Origin of the sequence: Dokdonella sp., assembly GCF_019634845.1 — a bacterium.
GTDB lineage: Bacteria > Pseudomonadota > Gammaproteobacteria > Xanthomonadales > Rhodanobacteraceae > Dokdonella_A.
Window position 1 is genome coordinate 176,241 of the sequence record NZ_JAHCAQ010000002.1, and the last position, 17,576, is coordinate 193,816.

General features: G+C 67.4%; 16 protein-coding genes and 3 tRNA genes. 4 read left to right on the top strand and 15 right to left on the bottom strand.

Annotated elements, in window-relative coordinates; translation table 11 throughout:
- Nucleotides 1–19 precede the first annotated feature (19 nt).
- Nucleotides 20–916, bottom strand: a complete 897-nt coding sequence (locus tag KF903_RS02275) for an ABC transporter ATP-binding protein (RefSeq protein ID WP_291210474.1) — start codon at nucleotides 914–916, stop codon at nucleotides 20–22.
- A 231-nt stretch (nucleotides 917–1,147) separates the two neighbouring features.
- Between KF903_RS02275 and KF903_RS02280 the strand changes: the two genes are divergently transcribed.
- Nucleotides 1,148–2,650 (top strand): aminotransferase class III-fold pyridoxal phosphate-dependent enzyme, encoded by a 1,503-nt coding sequence (locus tag KF903_RS02280; RefSeq protein ID WP_291210476.1) that lies wholly within the window; start codon nucleotides 1,148–1,150, stop codon nucleotides 2,648–2,650.
- 148 nt (nucleotides 2,651–2,798) lie between these two features.
- Nucleotides 2,799–3,140: a PsiF family protein gene (locus KF903_RS02285; RefSeq protein ID WP_291210478.1), complete on the top strand. Its 342-nt coding sequence runs from the start codon at nucleotides 2,799–2,801 to the stop codon at nucleotides 3,138–3,140.
- A gap of 66 nt (nucleotides 3,141–3,206) precedes the next feature.
- Here KF903_RS02285 and pip read toward each other — a convergent pair whose 3' ends face one another.
- From pip to uvrB, 13 genes are all read right to left on the bottom strand, one after another.
- Nucleotides 3,207–4,157, bottom strand: a complete 951-nt coding sequence (gene pip, locus KF903_RS02290; protein ID WP_291210480.1) for a prolyl aminopeptidase — start codon at nucleotides 4,155–4,157, stop codon at nucleotides 3,207–3,209.
- A 351-nt stretch (nucleotides 4,158–4,508) separates the two neighbouring features.
- A tRNA-Pro gene (locus tag KF903_RS02295) sits at nucleotides 4,509–4,585 on the bottom strand.
- 73 nt (nucleotides 4,586–4,658) lie between these two features.
- Nucleotides 4,659–5,015, bottom strand: a complete 357-nt coding sequence (locus tag KF903_RS02300) for a MerR family transcriptional regulator (RefSeq protein ID WP_291210483.1) — start codon at nucleotides 5,013–5,015, stop codon at nucleotides 4,659–4,661.
- Complete coding sequence (locus tag KF903_RS02305) at nucleotides 4,993–5,295, bottom strand: integration host factor subunit alpha (RefSeq protein ID WP_291210486.1); 303 nt, start codon at nucleotides 5,293–5,295, stop codon at nucleotides 4,993–4,995. The genes KF903_RS02300 and KF903_RS02305 overlap by 23 nt, the downstream gene beginning before the upstream one ends.
- A gap of 2 nt (nucleotides 5,296–5,297) precedes the next feature.
- The gene (gene pheT, locus KF903_RS02310; RefSeq protein ID WP_291210489.1) at nucleotides 5,298–7,661 is read right to left on the bottom strand and encodes a phenylalanine--tRNA ligase subunit beta; all 2,364 of its coding nucleotides are present in this window, start codon (nucleotides 7,659–7,661) and stop codon (nucleotides 5,298–5,300) included.
- Between the two features lie 73 nt (nucleotides 7,662–7,734).
- Nucleotides 7,735–8,730 (bottom strand): phenylalanine--tRNA ligase subunit alpha, encoded by a 996-nt coding sequence (gene pheS, locus KF903_RS02315; RefSeq protein ID WP_291210491.1) that lies wholly within the window; start codon nucleotides 8,728–8,730, stop codon nucleotides 7,735–7,737.
- A 127-nt stretch (nucleotides 8,731–8,857) separates the two neighbouring features.
- Nucleotides 8,858–9,229 carry a 50S ribosomal protein L20 gene (rplT, locus tag KF903_RS02320; protein ID WP_291210494.1) on the bottom strand — a complete coding sequence of 124 codons (372 nt, stop codon included), beginning with the start codon at nucleotides 9,227–9,229 and terminating at the stop codon, nucleotides 8,858–8,860.
- 12 nt (nucleotides 9,230–9,241) lie between these two features.
- Nucleotides 9,242–9,439: a 50S ribosomal protein L35 gene (gene rpmI, locus KF903_RS02325; protein WP_192030206.1), complete on the bottom strand. Its 198-nt coding sequence runs from the start codon at nucleotides 9,437–9,439 to the stop codon at nucleotides 9,242–9,244.
- A gap of 110 nt (nucleotides 9,440–9,549) precedes the next feature.
- On the bottom strand, nucleotides 9,550–10,089 hold the full coding sequence (gene infC / locus KF903_RS02330; protein ID WP_291210502.1) for a translation initiation factor IF-3: 540 nt from the start codon (nucleotides 10,087–10,089) through the stop codon (nucleotides 9,550–9,552).
- Between the two features lie 28 nt (nucleotides 10,090–10,117).
- A complete protein-coding gene (gene thrS / locus KF903_RS02335) occupies nucleotides 10,118–12,025 on the bottom strand; it encodes a threonine--tRNA ligase (RefSeq protein WP_291210505.1) in 1,908 nt (635 codons plus the stop codon).
- A gap of 333 nt (nucleotides 12,026–12,358) precedes the next feature.
- Complete coding sequence (locus tag KF903_RS02340; RefSeq protein ID WP_291210508.1) at nucleotides 12,359–12,880, bottom strand: hypothetical protein; 522 nt, start codon at nucleotides 12,878–12,880, stop codon at nucleotides 12,359–12,361.
- Between the two features lie 39 nt (nucleotides 12,881–12,919).
- Nucleotides 12,920–12,994, bottom strand: a tRNA-Val gene (locus tag KF903_RS02345).
- Between the two features lie 84 nt (nucleotides 12,995–13,078).
- A complete protein-coding gene (gene uvrB, locus KF903_RS02350) occupies nucleotides 13,079–15,121 on the bottom strand; it encodes an excinuclease ABC subunit UvrB (RefSeq protein WP_291210510.1) in 2,043 nt (680 codons plus the stop codon).
- Between the two features lie 153 nt (nucleotides 15,122–15,274).
- Between uvrB and KF903_RS02355 the strand changes: the two genes are divergently transcribed.
- Entirely contained in the window at nucleotides 15,275–15,832 is a 558-nt protein-coding gene (locus KF903_RS02355) for a GspH/FimT family pseudopilin (protein ID WP_291210513.1), read from the top strand.
- An 88-nt stretch (nucleotides 15,833–15,920) separates the two neighbouring features.
- Nucleotides 15,921–15,997: transfer RNA gene (locus KF903_RS02360), tRNA-Asn, on the top strand.
- 51 nt (nucleotides 15,998–16,048) lie between these two features.
- On the opposite strand, the gene ppnN is transcribed toward KF903_RS02360, so the two are convergent.
- A complete protein-coding gene (gene ppnN, locus KF903_RS02365) occupies nucleotides 16,049–17,434 on the bottom strand; it encodes a nucleotide 5'-monophosphate nucleosidase PpnN (protein WP_291210516.1) in 1,386 nt (461 codons plus the stop codon).
- Nucleotides 17,435–17,576 lie beyond the last annotated feature (142 nt).

The following is a 17,576-nucleotide window of genomic DNA, read 5'->3' on the forward strand; positions in this document are numbered from 1 at the left end:
GTGCTCCCAGTGCTCGTGTTCAGGCGGCGGCGCGCGTGATCTCGACGAATGCTTCGGCAAGCCCGGCGCGATGCACTTCCAGTTCGGCGACGGTGGCGTCGAGCGCGAGCAGTTCGCGCACGACCGGTTCGGCGGCGGCGGTGACGATCTCGATGTAGTGGCCGGCACGGCTCGCGCTGGCGACCTGCGGCCAGGCCGCGATCGTCTCGGCTGCGAGCACACTCGTGCAGCGGATGCGCTTCTGGCTGACGCGGGCACGGATCTGCGCCACGCTGCCGCAGGCAACGAGGCGGCCCTGCACGAGCACGCCGACGCGATCGGCCAGCGCCTCGGCTTCCTCAAGGTAGTGGGTGGTGAGGATGATCGAGCAACCAGCGGCGCGCAGCGTGCGTATGGCCTGCCACAGCAGCCCGCGTGCCTCGACGTCGAGTCCAACGGTCGGCTCATCGAGGAACAGCAGGTTCGGCCTGCCGCAGATCGCGAGCGCGAACTGCACGCGCCGCTGCTCGCCACCCGACAGGCGGCCGTAGCGGCGCGACAGCAGCGATTCGATGCCGGCCGTGCGCGCGCACTCGTCGACCGCGAGCGGCTGCGTGTAGGCGGCACGCGTCTGCGCCAGCAACTCGCTGACCTTGAGCGTATCGGGCAGTCCGGCGTCCTGCAGCATGATGCCGACCTGGCGGCGCGCCGCGAGCGCATGCGGCGACTGGCCGAACAGCTGAACGCTGCCTGCATCGGGATCGGCCAGCCCGAGTCCGAGCGCGAGCGCGGTGGTCTTGCCGGCGCCATTGGGGCCGAGCAGCGCAAACAGTTCGGCCGGACGCAGGGCCAGATCGAACTGATCGAGCGCGGTGGCGGCGCCGTACCGCTTCGAGGCCGCGTGGTAGGCGAGCACCGGGGCGATGGGAACAGGCATGCGCATGGACCGTGCAGTGGATGACGGCGCCACTGTGCAGGCGATGGCGCCGCGCCGGCAGGCACGCGCGTCAGCGATCGCGGGTGACGCCTGTCATCCGCGACGGGGTACCGGCTGGCCGGCGCGCGTGCTACAATTCGACTCGCGTATTCACTTGCAAATCAATACCTAAGACGCCGTGCTCGCTTCCCGAACGGGGCGGGCACGACGTGTTTTTGAGGAGACCTACCGATGAACGCAATGCTGGCCAAATTGATCGAGATGAGGACCTTCGATGAAGGCGAGGTGCGCACGGTCGGCCTGCCCGACGCGGTCATCGAGCACTTCCTCGCCACCGATGCCGCGCTCGGCGAGGCGATCGATGAGGCCTATGCCGCCCACCTCGCGCTGCGCTCGTGCATGTCCGACTTCCTGCATCTGGATGAGGCGAGCCAGATCGCGCAGGTGCAGCAGGATTTCGTCAATTTCTATCCGACCGACGGCGTCAATCCCTACGTCGCACTGGCGGCGCACGGCCCGTGGCTGGTCACGGTCAAGGGCGCCGTGGTCTATGACGCGGGCGGTTACGGCATGCTCGGGCTCGGCCACGCGCCCAAGGAAATCCTCAAGGTGCTGTCGCGCCCGCAGGTGATGGCCAACGTGATGACGCCGAACCTGTCGCAGCTGCGCTTCGGCGCCGCGATGAAGAAGGAAATCGGCCACAGCCGCGGCGGCTGCCCCTACACGCAGTTCATGTGCCTCAACTCGGGTTCCGAATCGGTCACGCTGGCTGCGCGCATCGTCGACGTCAACGCCAAGCTGATGACCGATCCGGGCGCGCGCCACGCCGGCCGCACGATCAAGCGCCTGGCCATCAAGGGCGCGTTCCATGGCCGCACCGAACGGCCGGCGCTGTATTCGGACTCCTCGCGCAAGGCCTACCAGAAGGAACTGGCCAGCTATCGCGATGAGCACAGCGTCATCACGGTCGAGCCCTACAACGTCGCCCAGTTGCGGCAAGCCTTTGCCGATGCCGACAGGAACGGCTGGTTCATCGAGGCGATGTTCATCGAGCCGGTCATGGGCGAAGGCGATCCCGGCCGCGGCGTGACGCCCGAGTTCTATGCCGCCGCGCGCGAGCTCACGCGCGCGCACGGCAGCCTGCTGCTGATCGACTCGATCCAGGCCGGTCTGCGTGCCCATGGCGTGTTGTCGATCGTCGATTACCCCGGTTTCGAGAAACTCGACGCGCCGGACATGGAAACCTATTCCAAGGCGCTCAACGCGGGGCAGTATCCGCTGTCGGTGCTGGCCGTGAGCGAGCATGCCGCCGCGCTCTACCACCGCGGCATCTACGGCAACACGATGACCACCAACCCGCGCGCGCTCGACGTCGCGCTCAGCGTGCTCAAGGCACTCACGCCCGAACTGCGCGACAACATTCGTGCGCGCGGCGCCGAGTTCGTCGCCAAGCTCGATGCGCTGCGGGCGGAGCTGCCCAGCTACATCACCAAGGTGCAGGGCACCGGTCTGCTGTTCTCGTGCGAGCTCGCGCCGCAGTTCAAGTGCTTCGGTGCCGGCAGCACCGAGGAATGGCTGCGCGAGCACGGTTATGGCGTGATCCACGGCGGCGCCAATTCGCTGCGCTTCACCCCGCATTTCGCGGTCAGCTCGGCCGAAGTCGACCTGCTCGTCGAGGGTGTGCGCCGCGCCCTGCTCGAAGGCCCGCGCAAGCAGCAGGCCGAGGCGGCCTGATCGGGCATGGGTCGGCGACTGCCTGAATCGGTCGCAACGAGCCGCGTGAACATCGGTTTCCGGTCGCCGCTGCCCGCTTGGCAGCGGCGTAGACTGCGCGCGTCGTTGCCAGCCGGCAACGGCTGACCCCACCGGAGGGACGTTCCCCATGCTTCTCAAGACATCGATGTTCGCGCTGGTGCTGGCGCTGTCGGTTGGTTCGTTGACGGCGGTCGCCAAGGACGCCGGCAAGACGCTCACCCCGCAACAGCAGCGCATGACGACCTGCAACAAGGAAGCGGCCGGCAAGACCGGCGCCGAGCGCAAGGCCTTCATGAGCTCCTGCCTCAAGGGCGAGACGGCGGCGGCACCGGCCAAGGAAACCCAGCAGGAGAAGATGACCACCTGCAACGCCGAAGCCAGCAGCAAGCACCTCAAGGGTGCCGACCGCAAGACCTTCATGAGCACCTGCCTGCGCGGCGATCACGCCGCCGCGGCGCCCGCGCACTGAAAGCAGACACGGCGCACAGCCGGTCCGCCATGCGCAGCCTCGACGGCTGCGCATGCGCGTCGCGTCTCAGCGGAAGCGGTCGGTGGCCGCGATGAGCTCGTGCGTGATGCCGGGTTCGAAGGCCGAGTGGCCGGCGTCGGCCACGATGCGCAGATCCGCCTCGGGCCAGGCGCGGTGCAGGTCCCAGGCACTGCGCAGCGGGCACACCACGTCGTAGCGGCCCTGCACGATCACGGCGGGGATGCGGCGAATGCGCGCCACGTCGCGCAGCAGCTGCCCGTCCACTTCGAAGAAGCCGCCGTTGACGAAGAAGTGGTTTTCGATGCGCGCGAACGCAAGCGCGAAGTCATCCTCGCCACTCGATGCGATGTGGGCCTCGTCCTGCAGCAGGAAGCTCGTCGCACCTTCCCAGACTGCCCAGGCACGCGCAGCCGCCAGACGCACCTGCGGGTCGGCGCTGGTCAGCCGCCGGTGGTAGGCGCTCATGAGATCGCCGTGTTCGGCGGCCGGAATGGCGGCCAGATACTGCTCCCACACGTCGGGAAACAGTGCGTCGCAACCGCGCTGGTAGAACCATTCCAGCTCCCAGCGCCGCAGCATGAAGATGCCGCGCAGCACGAGTTCGGTGACGCGCTCGGGATGGCTCTGCGCGTAGGCGAGCGCCAGTGTCGAGCCCCACGACCCGCCGAATACCTGCCAGCGCTCGATGCCGAGGTGGCTGCGCAGCAGCTCGATGTCCTGCACGAGGTGCCAAGTCGTGTTGTCGGTCAGCTCGGCGTGTGGGGTGGAGCGCCCGCAACCGCGCTGGTCGAACAGCACGATGCGGTAGTGGGCCGGATCGAAGAAGCGCCGCGACTTCGCGTTGCAGCCTGCGCCGGGCCCGCCATGCAGGAACACAACCGGCTTGCCATCGGGCTTGCCGCACCGCTCGTAGTACACGCGATGCAGCGGCGAGACGGACAGGAATCCGCTGTCGAACGGTTCGATCTCGGGATACAGCGTGCGGCGGTCGGTCATGTGATGGCTCCGATACGGGCGACATTCCAAGGGTACCGAACGAAGGAATACCCTTGGCCGGAAGTTGGTGCGGGGACGTGTACAGGTGATGTTGCCGTTGGTCTCCTTGCCTTGCTAGCCCCAGGCCTCCTGACCTACCGGCAGTTCAGCTCGGCGCGCATCTTGTTGCGCTCGTAGGCCGAATCACTGTTGCGACCCTTCTCGCCGGTACGCACGTTCGACGCCAAGGCCGCGCATGCTTCGTCCGTGGACAGTGCGTGCGACTGCACGGGGACAGCGGGCAAGCAGCAACAAAAACCCCGCATTTCGCGGGGTTCATTGGACCACGTTGGACGATGGTGGGCGATGAGTTGGTCGGGGTAGCCGGATTTGAACCGACGACCACTTGTCCCCCAGACAAGTGCGCTACCAGGCTGCGCTATACCCCGACATGGGTACCGTGAGGCGGATTGTATCAGGTTGGCAGGCGATACCGGCCACGTGGTGGCCGCCGTGGCGGGTTCAGCGCCGCAGGAGCTGCAGCACTTCTTCCAACTCCAGCCGCACCTGGCGCACGATCTGCGCCGACATGGACGACTCCACGCGCGCCTGCGCACCTTCCAGGCGCTGGCGCGCGCCGGTGATCGTGAAACCCTGCTCGTACAGCAACGAGCGGATCTGCCGGATCATCAGCACGTCGTGGCGCTGGTAATAGCGCCGATTGCCACGCCGCTTCACCGGCTTGAGGTTGGGAAACTCCTGTTCCCAGTAGCGCAGCACGTGCGGTTTGACCGCGCACAGCTCGCTGACCTCACCAATGGTGAAATAGCGTTTGGCCGGGATGACCGGCAGTTCGCTATTGCTGCCCTGATCCAGCATATGCCTCGACCCGGACCTTCAGTTTCTGCCCCGGACGGAACGTTACGACCCGTCGCGCCGAGATCGGGATCTCGACACCGGTCTTTGGGTTGCGTCCCGGACGCTGATTCTTCTGACGCAGGTCGAAGTTGCCGAAACCGGACAGCTTCACCTGCTCCCCTTGCTCGAGCGCATCACGCAACACGTCGAAGAAAGCGTCGACGAACTCCTTGGCTTCGCGCTTGTTCAAGCCCACGTCGGTGAACAAGCGTTCGGCCATTTCAGCCTTCGTAAGCGCCATCACTACCCTCGCAACTTTGCCCGGCACGCCGACTCGAGTGCGGCAACCGCGAGGCCCGTGCAGCGGTCTGCGTCCTCATCGGTAAGCGTGCGGGAACGGTCCTGCAAAATCAAGCCGATGGCGAGGCTCTTGAGCCCACTGCCGAGCTTGTCCCCCATGTAGCGATCGAACAGTACGACATCGGCGAGCGTTTCGCCAACTGCGTCACGGATTGCACGCGCCACGGCCGCAAACGGCACCTCGACCGGCAGTTCGAGCGACAGGTCGCGGCGCACCGACGGAAAGCGCGACAGACCCTGCGCGCGTGGCACCGCACGGCGGCTGAGCGGCTCGACGTCGAGTTCGAACGCGAACACCGGTTCCGCCAGATCGAGCGCCGCGCCGAGATCTGGGTGCAGTGCAGCAAGATGACCCACGACCTGCCCCGCGCGCTCGATGGCCGCGCATTGGCCCGGATGCGCCCACGGCGCCGCAGCTGGCACCCAAGCGAACTCGGCGCCGGCGTTGGTGAGCGCCAGCAAGGCCTCGACATCGCCCTTGAGGTCGAAGAAATCGACCGCGCGCGGCGCATCGCCCCACTGCTCGGGCGCCGCCGTGCCGCAGACGATGCCGGCGATGCGCAGCGTTTCGCTGCCGTCGGCGGCGAACACGTTGCCGGTTTCGAACAGCCGCACGCGCTGCTGCTGGCGGCGCCGGTTGCCGGCCAGCGCCGCCGCCAGCCCCGGCAGCAGGCTCGGTCGCATCACGGCCAGGTCGGCCGACAGCGGATTCGTCAGCGCCAGCGCGCCGCTGTCGAGCTGCCAGTGCGCCAGTTGCCCGGAAGCGAGAAAGGCGTAGGTGATCGCCTCGAAATAGTCGCGCCCGACGAGCTGGTCGCGCAGCGCAGCCAGCGCGACGCGATCCTCGCGCAGCGCCGGCGTCGCCAGCGCGCCACCCGGCGCGCGATCGGGGATGTGCTCGTAGCCGTGGATGCGCGCGACTTCCTCGACCAGGTCCTCCTCGATCACGATGTCGAAGCGCCGGCTCGGCGGCGTGACGTGCCAGCCGTCGCCGCTGCGCTCGCAGCGCATGTCGAGGGCGGCAAAGATGCGCTCGACCTCGGCGTCGGCGACCGTGATGCCGAGCAGACGCTCGATGCGGGCACGGCGCAGCGACACCGCGCCACGTTGCGGCAGGTGCGCGGTGCTGACCGCCTCGACGATCGGCCCGGCGTTGCCGCCGGCGCAGGCGATGATGAGGGCGCTCGCGCGTTCGAGCGCGCGGCGTGGCAACTCGGGATCGACACCACGCTCGAAGCGGTGCGCCGCGTCGGTGTGCATGCCCAGGCTGCGTGCGCGCCCGGCGAGCGCGGCCGGCGCGAAGTGTGCGGCTTCGAGGAACACGCTGCGCGTACCGGCAGTGACCCGCGTATCGAATCCACCCATGAGACCGGCCAGTGCCACCGCCCGGTCGGCATCGGTGATGAGCAGGAAGCTGCCATCCAGGCGCAGTTCACGCTCGTCGAGCAGCTTGAGCGTCTCGCCCTCGCGCGCGCGACGCACCCCGATCGGGCCATGCAGCGTGTCGGCATCGAAGGCGTGCAGCGGCTGGCCCAGTTCGAGCATCACATAGTTGGTCACGTCGACCAGCAGGCTGATCGGCCGCAGGCCGGCACGGCGCAGGCGCGCGACGAGCCACGCCGGCGATTGCGCCGCCAGATCGATGCCGTCGATGTGACGTCCGCAGTAGCGCGGGCAGTCGGCCGGCGCCTGCAGCTCGACCTCGATCGTGCGCGAGCCCTGCACCGGCACGGCGTCGATGGCGAGTGGCGCACAGGGCAGGTTGAACGCCGCCGCCACGTCGATGGCAAGGCCCTCCAGCGACAGGCAGTCGGCGCGGTTCGGGGTGAGGCCGAGGTCGATGCTGGCGTCGGGCAGGCCCAGGTACTGTGCGAGTTCCATGCCGACTGGCGCATCGTCGGCCAGTTCGAGCAGCCCCGCAGCGTCGGCATCGAGACCCAACTCGCTCGCCGAACACAACATGCCGGCCGATTCCACGCCACGCAGCTTGGCCGCCTTGATCGTCAGCGTGCCAAGTCGCGCGCCGACCATTGCCAGCGGCGCCTTGAGCCCCGCGCGCGCATTGGGAGCGCCGCACACGATCTGCAGGCGCGCCCCACCGGCGTCGACATCGCACACCTGCAGGCGATCGGCCTGCGGGTGCCGGGCGCAGGCGACGATCTGCGCAACGACCACGCCGGCAAGGCCATCGCCGATCCGTTCGACGCTCTCCACTTCGTGGCCGATCATGTCCAGCCGCTCGCAGAGAGTGGCCGAATCGACCGTGAGCGGCACCCGGGAACGCAGCCAGTTTTCCGAGATCTTCATTGGTTGCTCACTTCGTTCGTGTCAGGGCCGTGGTCCGGGAGCGCGAATCCGTCGCCCCCGCTCCGTCGCGGCCTCAGGCAAACTGCCGCAGGAACCGCACGTCGTTCTCGAAGAACGCGCGCAGGTCGGCCACGCCATAGCGCAGCATGGCCAGCCGTTCCACGCCCATGCCGAAAGCGAAACCGCTGTAGCGCTGCGGATCGATGCCGCAATTGCGCAGCACCGCCGGGTGCACCATGCCGCAGCCGAGCACCTCGAGCCAGCGCGAACCACCGTCGGGCAGGTCCCAGCGGATGATCACGTCGGCGCCGGGCTCGACGAACGGAAAGAACGTCGGCTTGAAACGCATGTGGAAATCGCGATCGAAGAACGCGCGCAGGAACTCGCGCAGCGTGCCCTTGAGATCGGCCATGGTCGAAGTTTCGTCGATCAGCAGCCCCTCGACCTGGTGGAACATCGGCGAGTGGGTCTGGTCCGAATCGCTGCGGTAGACCTTGCCCGGCGCGATGATGCGGATCGGCGGCGTGCGTCCCTTGGCGGCACGGATCTGCACCGGCGAGGTGTGCGTGCGCAACAGCCGCCCGTCGCCGAACCAAAACGTGTCGTGCATCGTGCGCGCCGGATGGTCGGGTGGAAAGTTGAGCGCCTCGAAGTTGTGCCAGTCGTCCTCGATCTCGGGACCATCGGCCACGTCATAGCCCAATCGCGCGAAGATGCCGCAGATGCGCTCGAGCGTGCGCGTGAGCGGGTGCAGGCCACCGCGCGTGCCGTCGCGCCCCGGCAGCGTCACGTCGATGCGCTCGGCGACGAGTCGCGCAGCCGTTTCGGCCCGCTCCAGTTCGAGCTTGCGCGCAGCCAGCGCCGCGCCGATGTGCTCCTTGGCTGCGTTGACCTGCGCACCGCGCTCCTTGCGCTGCTGCGGATCGAGTGCGCCGAGCTGCTTGAGCTGCGCGGTGAGCGTGCCCGACTTGCCAAGCACGGCCACGCGCAGTTGTTCCAGCACGCCGCTGCTGCCGGCGGCGGCAATATCGGCCAACGCGGTGGCAGTGAGTTGTTCGATGTCGCTCATGTCCAGTTCCCGTTGCGCCCGCCGAGGCGACGGCCGCGCCGCACCAATAAAAAAGGGAAGGACGCGCGCCCTTCCCTTCTTCCGCCCAGCGCAACGCCGCAATGCGGCGTTGCGCGCGCGTGATCGCTCAGGAAGCCGCCTTGCCGCCGAGAGCTGCCTTGGCCTTGTCGGCCAGCGCACCGAACGCAGCGATGTCGTGGACTGCGATGTCCGCGAGCACCTTGCGGTCGAGCGTGATGCCGGCCTTGAGCAGGCCGTTGATGAAGCGGCTGTAGGACAGGCCGAACTGGCGCGCCCCGGCGTTGATGCGCACGATCCACAGGCTGCGGAAGTTGCGCTTCTTCTGCTTGCGGCCGATGTAGGCGTACTGGTGCGCCTTGGTAACCGCCTGCTTGGCGACGCGGAATACCTTGCGCCGCGCGTTGTAGTAACCCTTGGCCTTGCCGAGGATCTTCTTGTGTCGACGGTGGGCGATGACGCCACGCTTGACTCGTGCCATGTCTGGTTCTCCTTACGCGTAGGGCATCATGCGGGCGACGCGACCGGCGTCTTCCTTGCGCACGTGGTTGGTGGCGCGCAAACCGCGTTTGCGCTTGGTCGCCTTCTTGGTAAGGATGTGGCTCTTGAACGCGTGACCGCACTTGAACTTGCCGGAGGCGGTCTTGCGGAACCGCTTGGCGGCGGCCCGGTTGGTCTTCATCTTTGGCATGACATTTCCCTTCAGTGGTTTTCGTGACTGGCGCGAGCGGTGGCCGGGGCCACGCTTTCCATCCTGCTCGAACCGGCTTGTGTGATCCGCCAACGCGGATCGGCTCCTGATTACTGCTTCTTCTTCGGCGCGATCATCATCACCATGAGGCGCCCTTCCATGCGTGGAAACTGCTCGATCACCGCTTCCTCGGCAATCTCGGCGGTGATCTTGTCGACCATCGCCCGTCCCAGTTCCTGGTGCGACATCTCGCGGCCGCGGAACCGGATCGTGATCTTGACCTTGTCGCCCTCTTCCAGGAAGCGGCGCAGGTTGCGCATCTTGATCTGGTAGTCGCCGACGTCGGTCACCGGACGGAACTTGAGTTCCTTGATCTCGACCTGCTTCTGCTTCTTCTTGGCCGCGTGCGCCTTCTTCTGCGCCTCGAACTTGAACTTGCCGAAATCCATGATGCGGCACACCGGCGGATCGCCGTTGGGCTGGATTTCGACGAGATCGAGCCCCGCGTCCTGCGCCATCGACAATGCCTCGTCGCGGCTCAGGATGCCGACCTGCTCACCTTCCGGACCGATGACGCGAACACGCGGGACACGGATCTCGTGGTTCCGGCGGTTCGGCTTGCTTTCGATGGCGATATGTCGACCCTCCAAAAAGAATACGCACCCGGACGTGCCGGCCTCAGGCCAGGCGCGTTTCGGACTTCAGACGCTGCGCGAAGTCGGCGATCGGCATCGACCCGAGATCTTCGCCCGCGCGCGTACGCACGGCGACGGCGCCCGCATCCCGCTCGCGGTCGCCCACGACCAGCAGATACGGCACCTTGGCCAGCGTGTGTTCGCGGATTTTATAGCCGATCTTCTCGTTGCGCAAATCGGCCTCGACGCGGAATCCTTGCGCGACAAGGGCTTGCGTCGCCTCGCGGGCAAAGCCGGCCTGCGCATCGGTGATGTTCATGACCACGGCCTGCACCGGCGCCAGCCAGGGCGGAAATGCACCAGAATGGTGCTCGATGAGGATGCCAAGGAAGCGCTCCATCGAACCGACGATCGCGCGGTGCAGCATGACCGGCGTGTGGCGCGCCGAATCCTCGCCCACGTACTCGGCGCCGAGCCGGCCCGGCATCGAGAAATCGACCTGCATCGTGCCCAGCTGCCAGTCGCGGCCGATCGCATCGCGCAGGTGGTATTCGATCTTGGGCCCGTAGAACGCGCCCTCGCCGGGCAGCTCGGTCCACTGCGCACCGGCCTTGCGCAACGCGGCACGCAGCGCATCCTCGGCCTTGTCCCAGATCGCATCGTCGCCCAGCCGCGGCGTCGGGCGCAGCGCGAGCATGAGCTCGACGTCCTCGAAACCGAAATCGGCATACACCTTGAGCGCCTGCTCGTGGAACGCCACGACCTCGGCTTCGATCTGGTCCTCGGTGCAGAACACGTGGCCATCGTCCTGGGTGAAGCTGCGCACGCGCAGCAGGCCGTGCAGCGCCCCCGAAGGCTCGTTGCGCGTGCAACCGCCGAACTCGCCGATGCGGATCGGCAGGTCACGGTAGCTGCGCAGGTCCGACTTGAAGATCTGGATATGACCGGGGCAGTTCATCGGCTTCACCGCGTAGGTCCGCTTCTCGGACTCGGTGAAGAACATGTTGTCCTTGTAGTTGTCCCAGTGGCCCGACTTCTTCCACAACGACACGTCGAGAATGGCCGGGCAGCGGACCTCGGCATAGCCCGAAGCGACGTACACGCGCCGCATGTACTGCTCCACCTGCTGCCACAGCGCCCACCCCTTCGGGTGCCAGAACGCCATGCCCGGCGCTTCCTCCTGCATGTGGAACAGGTCGAGCTGCTTGCCGAGCTTGCGGTGGTCGCGCTTTTCGGCTTCCTCGATGCGCGTGAGGTAGGCCTTGAGATCCTTGTCGTTGAGCCAGGCCGTGCCGTAGATGCGGCTCAGCATCGCGTTGTTGGAATCGCCGCGCCAATAGGCACCGGCCGTCTTCATGAGCTTGAATGCCTTGAGCCGCCCCGTGTCGGGCACGTGCGGACCGCGGCACAGGTCGGTGAATTCGCCCTGCGTGTACAGCGACAGGTCCTCGTTGGCCGGGATCGACTCGATGATCTCGGCCTTGTAGTCCTCGCCAATGCCACGGAAAAACGCCACGGCCTCGTCACGCGACTTGAGCTGGCGTGACAGCGGCAATGCTTCCTGCGCGATCTTGCGCATCTCCGCCTCGATGGCCGGCAGATCCTCGGGCTTGAACGGCTCGCCCTTGGGCGCGAAGTCGTAGAAGAAGCCATCCTCGATCACCGGTCCGATCGTGACCTGGGTGCCCGGATGCAACCGCTGCACGGCCTGCGCGAGCAGGTGCGCGGTCGAGTGGCGGATGACCTCGAGTGCCTCGGCCGACTTCTCGGTGACGATCTCGACGGCGGCGTCATGCTCGACCACGCGGCTGGTGTCGACCAGTCGGCCGTCGATCTTGCCGGCCAGCGCGGCCTTGGCCAGGCCGGCGCCGATCGAGGCAGCAATGGCGGCGATCGTGGGTGGCTGCTCGAACTGTCGCTGGCTGCCGTCGGGAAGGGTGATCGTGATCATGGGGAGCGTTCCAACAATCGATCGCATTGCCTGGCACGGGTGTGGCCCAGGCCTGGATCAGGGCAACAAAAAAGGCGCCAAGGCGCCTGGGTTCCACCAAGTGCCGTCGCGCGGGTTCAATCGTGGGCAGTTCGCGTATCCATGTCGCACACTCGACCGGCGGTTACCCGCGGGCCACCTCACAGCGATCAACGAATGGTCACGCACGCTAGAGCAGACTGCCGTCACTGTCAACGCCGTTGCACCCGCGCGCTGCCAGCGTCCGCCACCGTATTCCTCGGCACGTCATCGCCAGGCCCGGGGGTGCAGTCGGGCTCGGGGCGAGCCGCGACATCAGCTCAGGCACAGCGGCCCGCCGGCTGGACCGTCCCGGTTCGCGGCCACGCGATCCTGTGGCGCAGGTGCGGGCGCGCCCCAGTCGAGCGCGCGGCTGCCACACAGCTCCACCACGCCCGCCGCCGCCGCGGCGCGCGGATCGGCCTTGATGCTGCGCAATGGCCAGTCCGAGCGCTCGACGCTGATTTCGGCCACTTCCTGCGCCAGCACCGGGCGCAGTCCGCACGCCGCGATACCAGCCGTGACGACGACCATCAACCAACCTTGCGTCCGCCTTGGCATCACCATCCTCACTCGCAACGCGATCGCGCGGGACCATTGCGCATCGCCGCGAGCATCACCGATCTGGCGTGGTCGCGGCACGTGCCGATTGCAAACTTTGGTGCGTATCGGCCCATGCCGCGCTTGGCGCGGTGCATGCCACGGCGGCGCGCCGCTTGCCGCCGTGCTGCGACGACGCATGGCGCGGGCGCGGCTGCCGGCGAAGCAGTCCGCGCCAGCCATGCCGCGCAGATACACGAACGCCACCGTCGAGGTGGCGCGTGGGACGGCTTGGATTGGTGGGCGCGACAGGGATCGAACCTGTGACCCCTACCATGTCAAGGTAGTGCTCTACCGCTGAGCTACGCGCCCGCAACGCCGAGGGATGCCCGGCGAGGGTCGCGCAAGGTAGCACAGCCCCAGCGCAGCGACAACCGCCGGCAACATCGGCCGATATCAAGCCGAACCAATCAGTCCCTGCTCGCGGATCGCGTGGATCTCGTCGCGCAGCCGCGCGGCGTCCTCGAACTCGAGGTCGCGTGCGTGACGGTACATCCGCGCTTCGAGCTCGCGCAGCTTCGCTGCGACCTGCTCGGGCGTGAGCAACGCATAGTCGGCGGCCGGCTCGGCCACCTTGCGCGCCGCGCCGCGGCCCACGCGCCGCGACTGCACGCCGTCGGCGCGCGCGCCCTCCATGATGTCGGTGATGCGGCGCTCGACCGATCGCGGCGTGATGCCATGCGCCGCGTTGTATTGCAGCTGCCTGCCGCGGCGGCGCTCGGTCTCGTCGATCGCCGCCTGCATCGAGCGCGTCACGCTGTCGCCATACAGGATCGCGGTGCCGCGCAGGTTGCGCGCGGCGCGACCGATGGTCTGGATCAGCGAGCCGGTCGAGCGCAGGAAGCCTTCCTTGTCGGCATCGAGCACCGCCACCAGCGACACCTCGGGCATGTCGAGGCCCTCGCGCAGCAGGTTGATGCCGACCAGGACGTCGAACTTGCCGAGCCGCAGGTCGCGGATGATCTCGACGCGCTCGACCGTGTCGATGTCCGAATGCAGATAACGCACGCGCACGCCGTGTTCGTCGAGGTACTCGGTGAGGTTCTCGGCCATGCGCTTGGTCAGCGTGGTGACGAGCACGCGATCCCCCTGCGCGATGCGCGCATTGGCCTCGCCGAGCAGGTCGTCGACCTGGGTGCGGGCCGGCCGCACCTCGACCCGTGGATCGACCAAACCAGTCGGCCGCACGACGAGCTCGACGATGCTGCCTTGCGACTTGTCCAGCTCATAGGGGCCGGGCGTGGCCGACACGTAGATCGCGCGCGGCGTGCGCTCCTCCCACTCGGGAAACTTGAGCGGCCGGTTGTCGAGTGCCGAGGGCAGTCGAAAGCCGAATTCGACCAGCGTCTCCTTGCGCGAGCGATCGCCCTTGTACATCGCACCGATCTGCGGAATCGTCACGTGCGATTCGTCGACCACCAGCAGCGCATCGGGCGGCAGGTAGTCGAACAGGGTCGGCGGCGGCTCGCCCGGCTGGCGGCGCGTGAGGTGGCGCGAGTAGTTCTCGATGCCGCTGCAATAACCGACCTCGGCCATCATCTCCAGATCGAAGCGCGTGCGCTGCTCGAGCCGTTGCGCCTCGACGAGCTTGTTGGCCCTGTACAACTGGTCGAGCCGGTCCTTGAGCTCCAGCTTGATCGTCTCGATCGCGTTGAGCGTGGCCTGGCGCGTGGTCGCGTAGTGGGTCTTGGGATAGACCACATGGCGCGGAACCTTGCGCAGCAGCGCGCCGGTCAGCGGATCGAACAGCGACAGGTTCTCGATCTCGCCGTCGAACAGCTCGATGCGCAGCGCCTCGGTTTCCGATTCGGCCGGGAACACGTCGATGACCTCGCCGCGCACGCGATAGCTGCCGCGGCGCAACTCGACGTCGTTGCGCACATATTGCAGCTCGGTCAGGTGGCGCAACAGCGCGCGCTGATCGGTGTGCTCGCCGCGGGCGAGGATGAGCCGCATCTGCAGGTAGTCCTCGGGATCGCCCAGGCCGTAGATCGCCGACACCGAAGCGACGATCAGTGCATCGCGGCGCGACAGCAGCGCCTTGGTCGCCGCCAGTCGCATCTGCTCGATGTGGTCGTTGATCGAGGAGTCCTTCTCGATATAGGTGTCGCTCGATGGCACGTAGGCCTCGGGCTGGTAGTAGTCGTAGTAGCTGACGAAGTACTCGACGGCGTTGTGCGGGAAGAAGGCCTTGAACTCGCCGTAGAGCTGGGCGGCCAGCGTCTTGTTCGGCGCCATCACGATGGTCGGCTTCTGCACGCGCTCGATCACGTTGGCGATCGTGTAGGTCTTGCCCGACCCGGTCACGCCGAGCAGCGTCTGCTGGGCCAGGCCAGCCTCGAAGCCACCTACCAAGGCCTCGATCGCGGCCGGTTGGTCGCCGGCCGGGCGATACGGCGCGACGAGCTGGAAGCGCTCGCGGGAGTCATCGTTGTGCATGCTGGCCAAGTATGGACCACCGGCGCCCATGCAAGCAGCCACTTCGCGCACGGTCGCGGGCCGATTTCCTACAGCAGGCCGCGGCAGGCGGCCATCGCCGCGCGACCGACGCGGGCCGAGCATGTGCCGACCCCCTCGCAGCCGGAGTCTGCCATGCCAGCGCCCACTCGCCCCCGTCGCGGCTTCACGCTCGTGGAACTGCTCAGCGTGCTCGCCATCCTCGCCATCCTCGCCGGCGTCGCCCTACCCTCGTTCAGCGACCTGACCGGCGCCACGCGCACCCGCACCACACGCAGCGAACTGGCCACTGCGCTCAACAGCGCGCGCCTTGCCGCGGTGTCGCGTGGCGTCCATGTGGTGGTCTGCCCGAGCGCCGATGGCGTCCTCTGCAGCGACGATGCGCAGTGGCAGCGCGGCTGGCTGGTCTTCGTCGATGCCGACCACGACCGCGAGGCCGGCGCCGACGAACAGCGTCTGACGATCGGCCAGCAGCTTGCGGCCGGGGTCGCCGTGGTCGGCAGCAGCGCTCGACTGCGCATCGACTACCGACCCGACGGCAGCGCACACGGCAGCAACGTGACCCTCACGATCTGCGACCGCAGCAGCGGCGCGCGAGGTGCGCGCACGCTCGTGCTCGCAGCCAGCGGCCGCCTGCGCGACGGCACGCCGAGCGCGGGCAGCCTTGCGCAGTGCCTCGCCGCCGCCGGCTGACGCGGCCACCGCCACGACCGCGGCCGGCCGGGCCTGCTGCACCGCAACGCTTGACGCCACCGGATGCGGCAAAGACAATACGCGGCCCGCCCGAATAGCTCAGCCGGTTAGAGCACTTGACTGTTAATCAGGGGGTCGTTGGTTCGAGTCCAACTTCGGGCGCCAGATACGCAAAGGCCTGCAGCGATGCAGGCCTTTTTCGTTGCCGCCGGCGCCTCAACCGGCCTCGACGCGGTAACAGGGCACGTAGCGTGTGCCGCCCGGCAGTTTCATGCGGTCCTGCTCGACGAAACTCGCGAGCATCGCATCGAGCGCGCGCATGATGTCGCCGTCGCCATGGATGACGAATGAGCCGCGCTGCTCGATCGCACGGATGCCCTCCTCCTTGACGTTGCCGGCCACGATGCCCGAGAACGCGCGCCGCAGGTCGGCGGCAAGCCGGTGCGGTTCCTGCGCGCGATGCAGGTTGAGTGCCGCCATCGCCTCGTGGGTGGGCCGGAACGGAGTCTGGAACGCGCCATCGATGTGCAGCGCCCAATTGAAGAAGAACGCGTCCTGGTTGTCGAGCCGGAACGTGCGTACACGATCGACGCCCTTGCGCGCGATATGTGCCACTTCACGCGGGTCGTCGACCACGATCGAGTAGTGCCGCGCGGCCGCGTCGCCGAGCGCCAGACGCAGGAAGCGGTCGATCTGCTCGAAATACGCGGCTGATTCGCGTGGCCCGGTGAAAATGAGCGGAAACGGCAGCTCGGCGTTGGCCGGATGCATGAGGATGCCGAGCAGGTAGAGGATCTCCTCGGCCGTGCCGACGCCGCCCGGGAACACGATGATGGCGTGCCCGAGCCGCACGAACGCCTCGAGCCGTTTCTCGATGTCGGGCATGATGATGAGGTTGTTGACGATCGGATTGGGCGACTCGGCGGCGATGATGCCGGGCTCGGTGATGCCGATGTAGCGGTTTTGGCGACGCCGCTGCTTGGCATGGGCGATCGTCGCCCCCTTCATCGGCCCCTTCATCGCGCCCGGGCCGCAGCCGGTGCAGATGTCGAATGCACGCAGGCCCAGCTCATAGCCGACCTTCTTGGTGTATTCGTATTCGTCGCGGCTGATCGAATGGCCGCCCCAGCACACCACGAGGTTGGGATCGACATTGGCGCGCAGCACGCGCGCGTTGCGCAGGATCTCGAATACCGCGTGGGTGATGCCGTGCGGATCGTCCAGATCGAAGGTGCCGGCGTCGATCTGGGTGGCGACGTAGAGGATGTCGCGCACCACTGCAAACAGCAGCTCGTTGACGCCGGTGATGATGCGGCCGTCGACGAAGGCCTCGGCCGGCGCGTTGGTGAGCTCCAGCTTGACGCCGCGGTCGCGCTGCAGGATCTGGATGTCGAAGTCCGGGAACCGCTCGAGCATCGCGCGCGCGTCGTCGCTGGCCGAACCCTGGGTCAATACCGCCAGCGCGCAGCGGCGCAGCAGCGAATGCAGGCCGCCGGCGCCGGCGTCGCGCAGGCGCGCCACTTCCTGGCGCGAGAGGATGTCGAGCCCGACGGCGGGGGTGATGCGCGCACTGACGGTGGCGGCGCGGGTGGAATCTTGCATGGATACTCCTGGGCAAAGCCTTGTCGGTCGCCGCTCGCGGCGCGCCACCAGGCGGTGCCGTTCGCACGGCGAGCCCGTCATTGTGGCGGAAAAGCAAACGGCCGGCACAGGGCCGGCCGTTTGCAGTCCACTCGCGACCCGA

Excerpts from the sequence above, each read along its gene's own strand:
- KF903_RS02285 (WP_291210478.1), top strand. The coding sequence starts at position 2,799 with ATGCTTCTCAAGACATCGATGTTCGCGCTGGTGCTGGCGCTGTCGGTT.
- rpmI (WP_192030206.1), bottom strand. The coding sequence starts at position 9,439 with ATGCCAAAGATGAAGACCAACCGGGCCGCCGCCAAGCGGTTCCGCAAG.
- KF903_RS02300 (WP_291210483.1), bottom strand. The coding sequence starts at position 5,015 with ATGCTGGATCAGGGCAGCAATAGCGAACTGCCGGTCATCCCGGCCAAA.
- thrS (WP_291210505.1), bottom strand. The coding sequence starts at position 12,025 with ATGATCACGATCACCCTTCCCGACGGCAGCCAGCGACAGTTCGAGCAG.
- uvrB (WP_291210510.1), bottom strand. The coding sequence starts at position 15,121 with ATGCACAACGATGACTCCCGCGAGCGCTTCCAGCTCGTCGCGCCGTAT.
- pip (WP_291210480.1), bottom strand. The coding sequence starts at position 4,157 with ATGACCGACCGCCGCACGCTGTATCCCGAGATCGAACCGTTCGACAGC.
- KF903_RS02280 (WP_291210476.1), top strand. The coding sequence starts at position 1,148 with ATGAACGCAATGCTGGCCAAATTGATCGAGATGAGGACCTTCGATGAA.
- KF903_RS02355 (WP_291210513.1), top strand. The coding sequence starts at position 15,275 with ATGCCAGCGCCCACTCGCCCCCGTCGCGGCTTCACGCTCGTGGAACTG.
- pheS (WP_291210491.1), bottom strand. The coding sequence starts at position 8,730 with ATGAGCGACATCGAACAACTCACTGCCACCGCGTTGGCCGATATTGCC.
- KF903_RS02305 (WP_291210486.1), bottom strand. The coding sequence starts at position 5,295 with ATGGCGCTTACGAAGGCTGAAATGGCCGAACGCTTGTTCACCGACGTG.
- ppnN (WP_291210516.1), bottom strand. The coding sequence starts at position 17,434 with ATGCAAGATTCCACCCGCGCCGCCACCGTCAGTGCGCGCATCACCCCC.
- rplT (WP_291210494.1), bottom strand. The coding sequence starts at position 9,229 with ATGGCACGAGTCAAGCGTGGCGTCATCGCCCACCGTCGACACAAGAAG.
- pheT (WP_291210489.1), bottom strand. The coding sequence starts at position 7,661 with ATGAAGATCTCGGAAAACTGGCTGCGTTCCCGGGTGCCGCTCACGGTC.
- KF903_RS02275 (WP_291210474.1), bottom strand. The coding sequence starts at position 916 with ATGCCTGTTCCCATCGCCCCGGTGCTCGCCTACCACGCGGCCTCGAAG.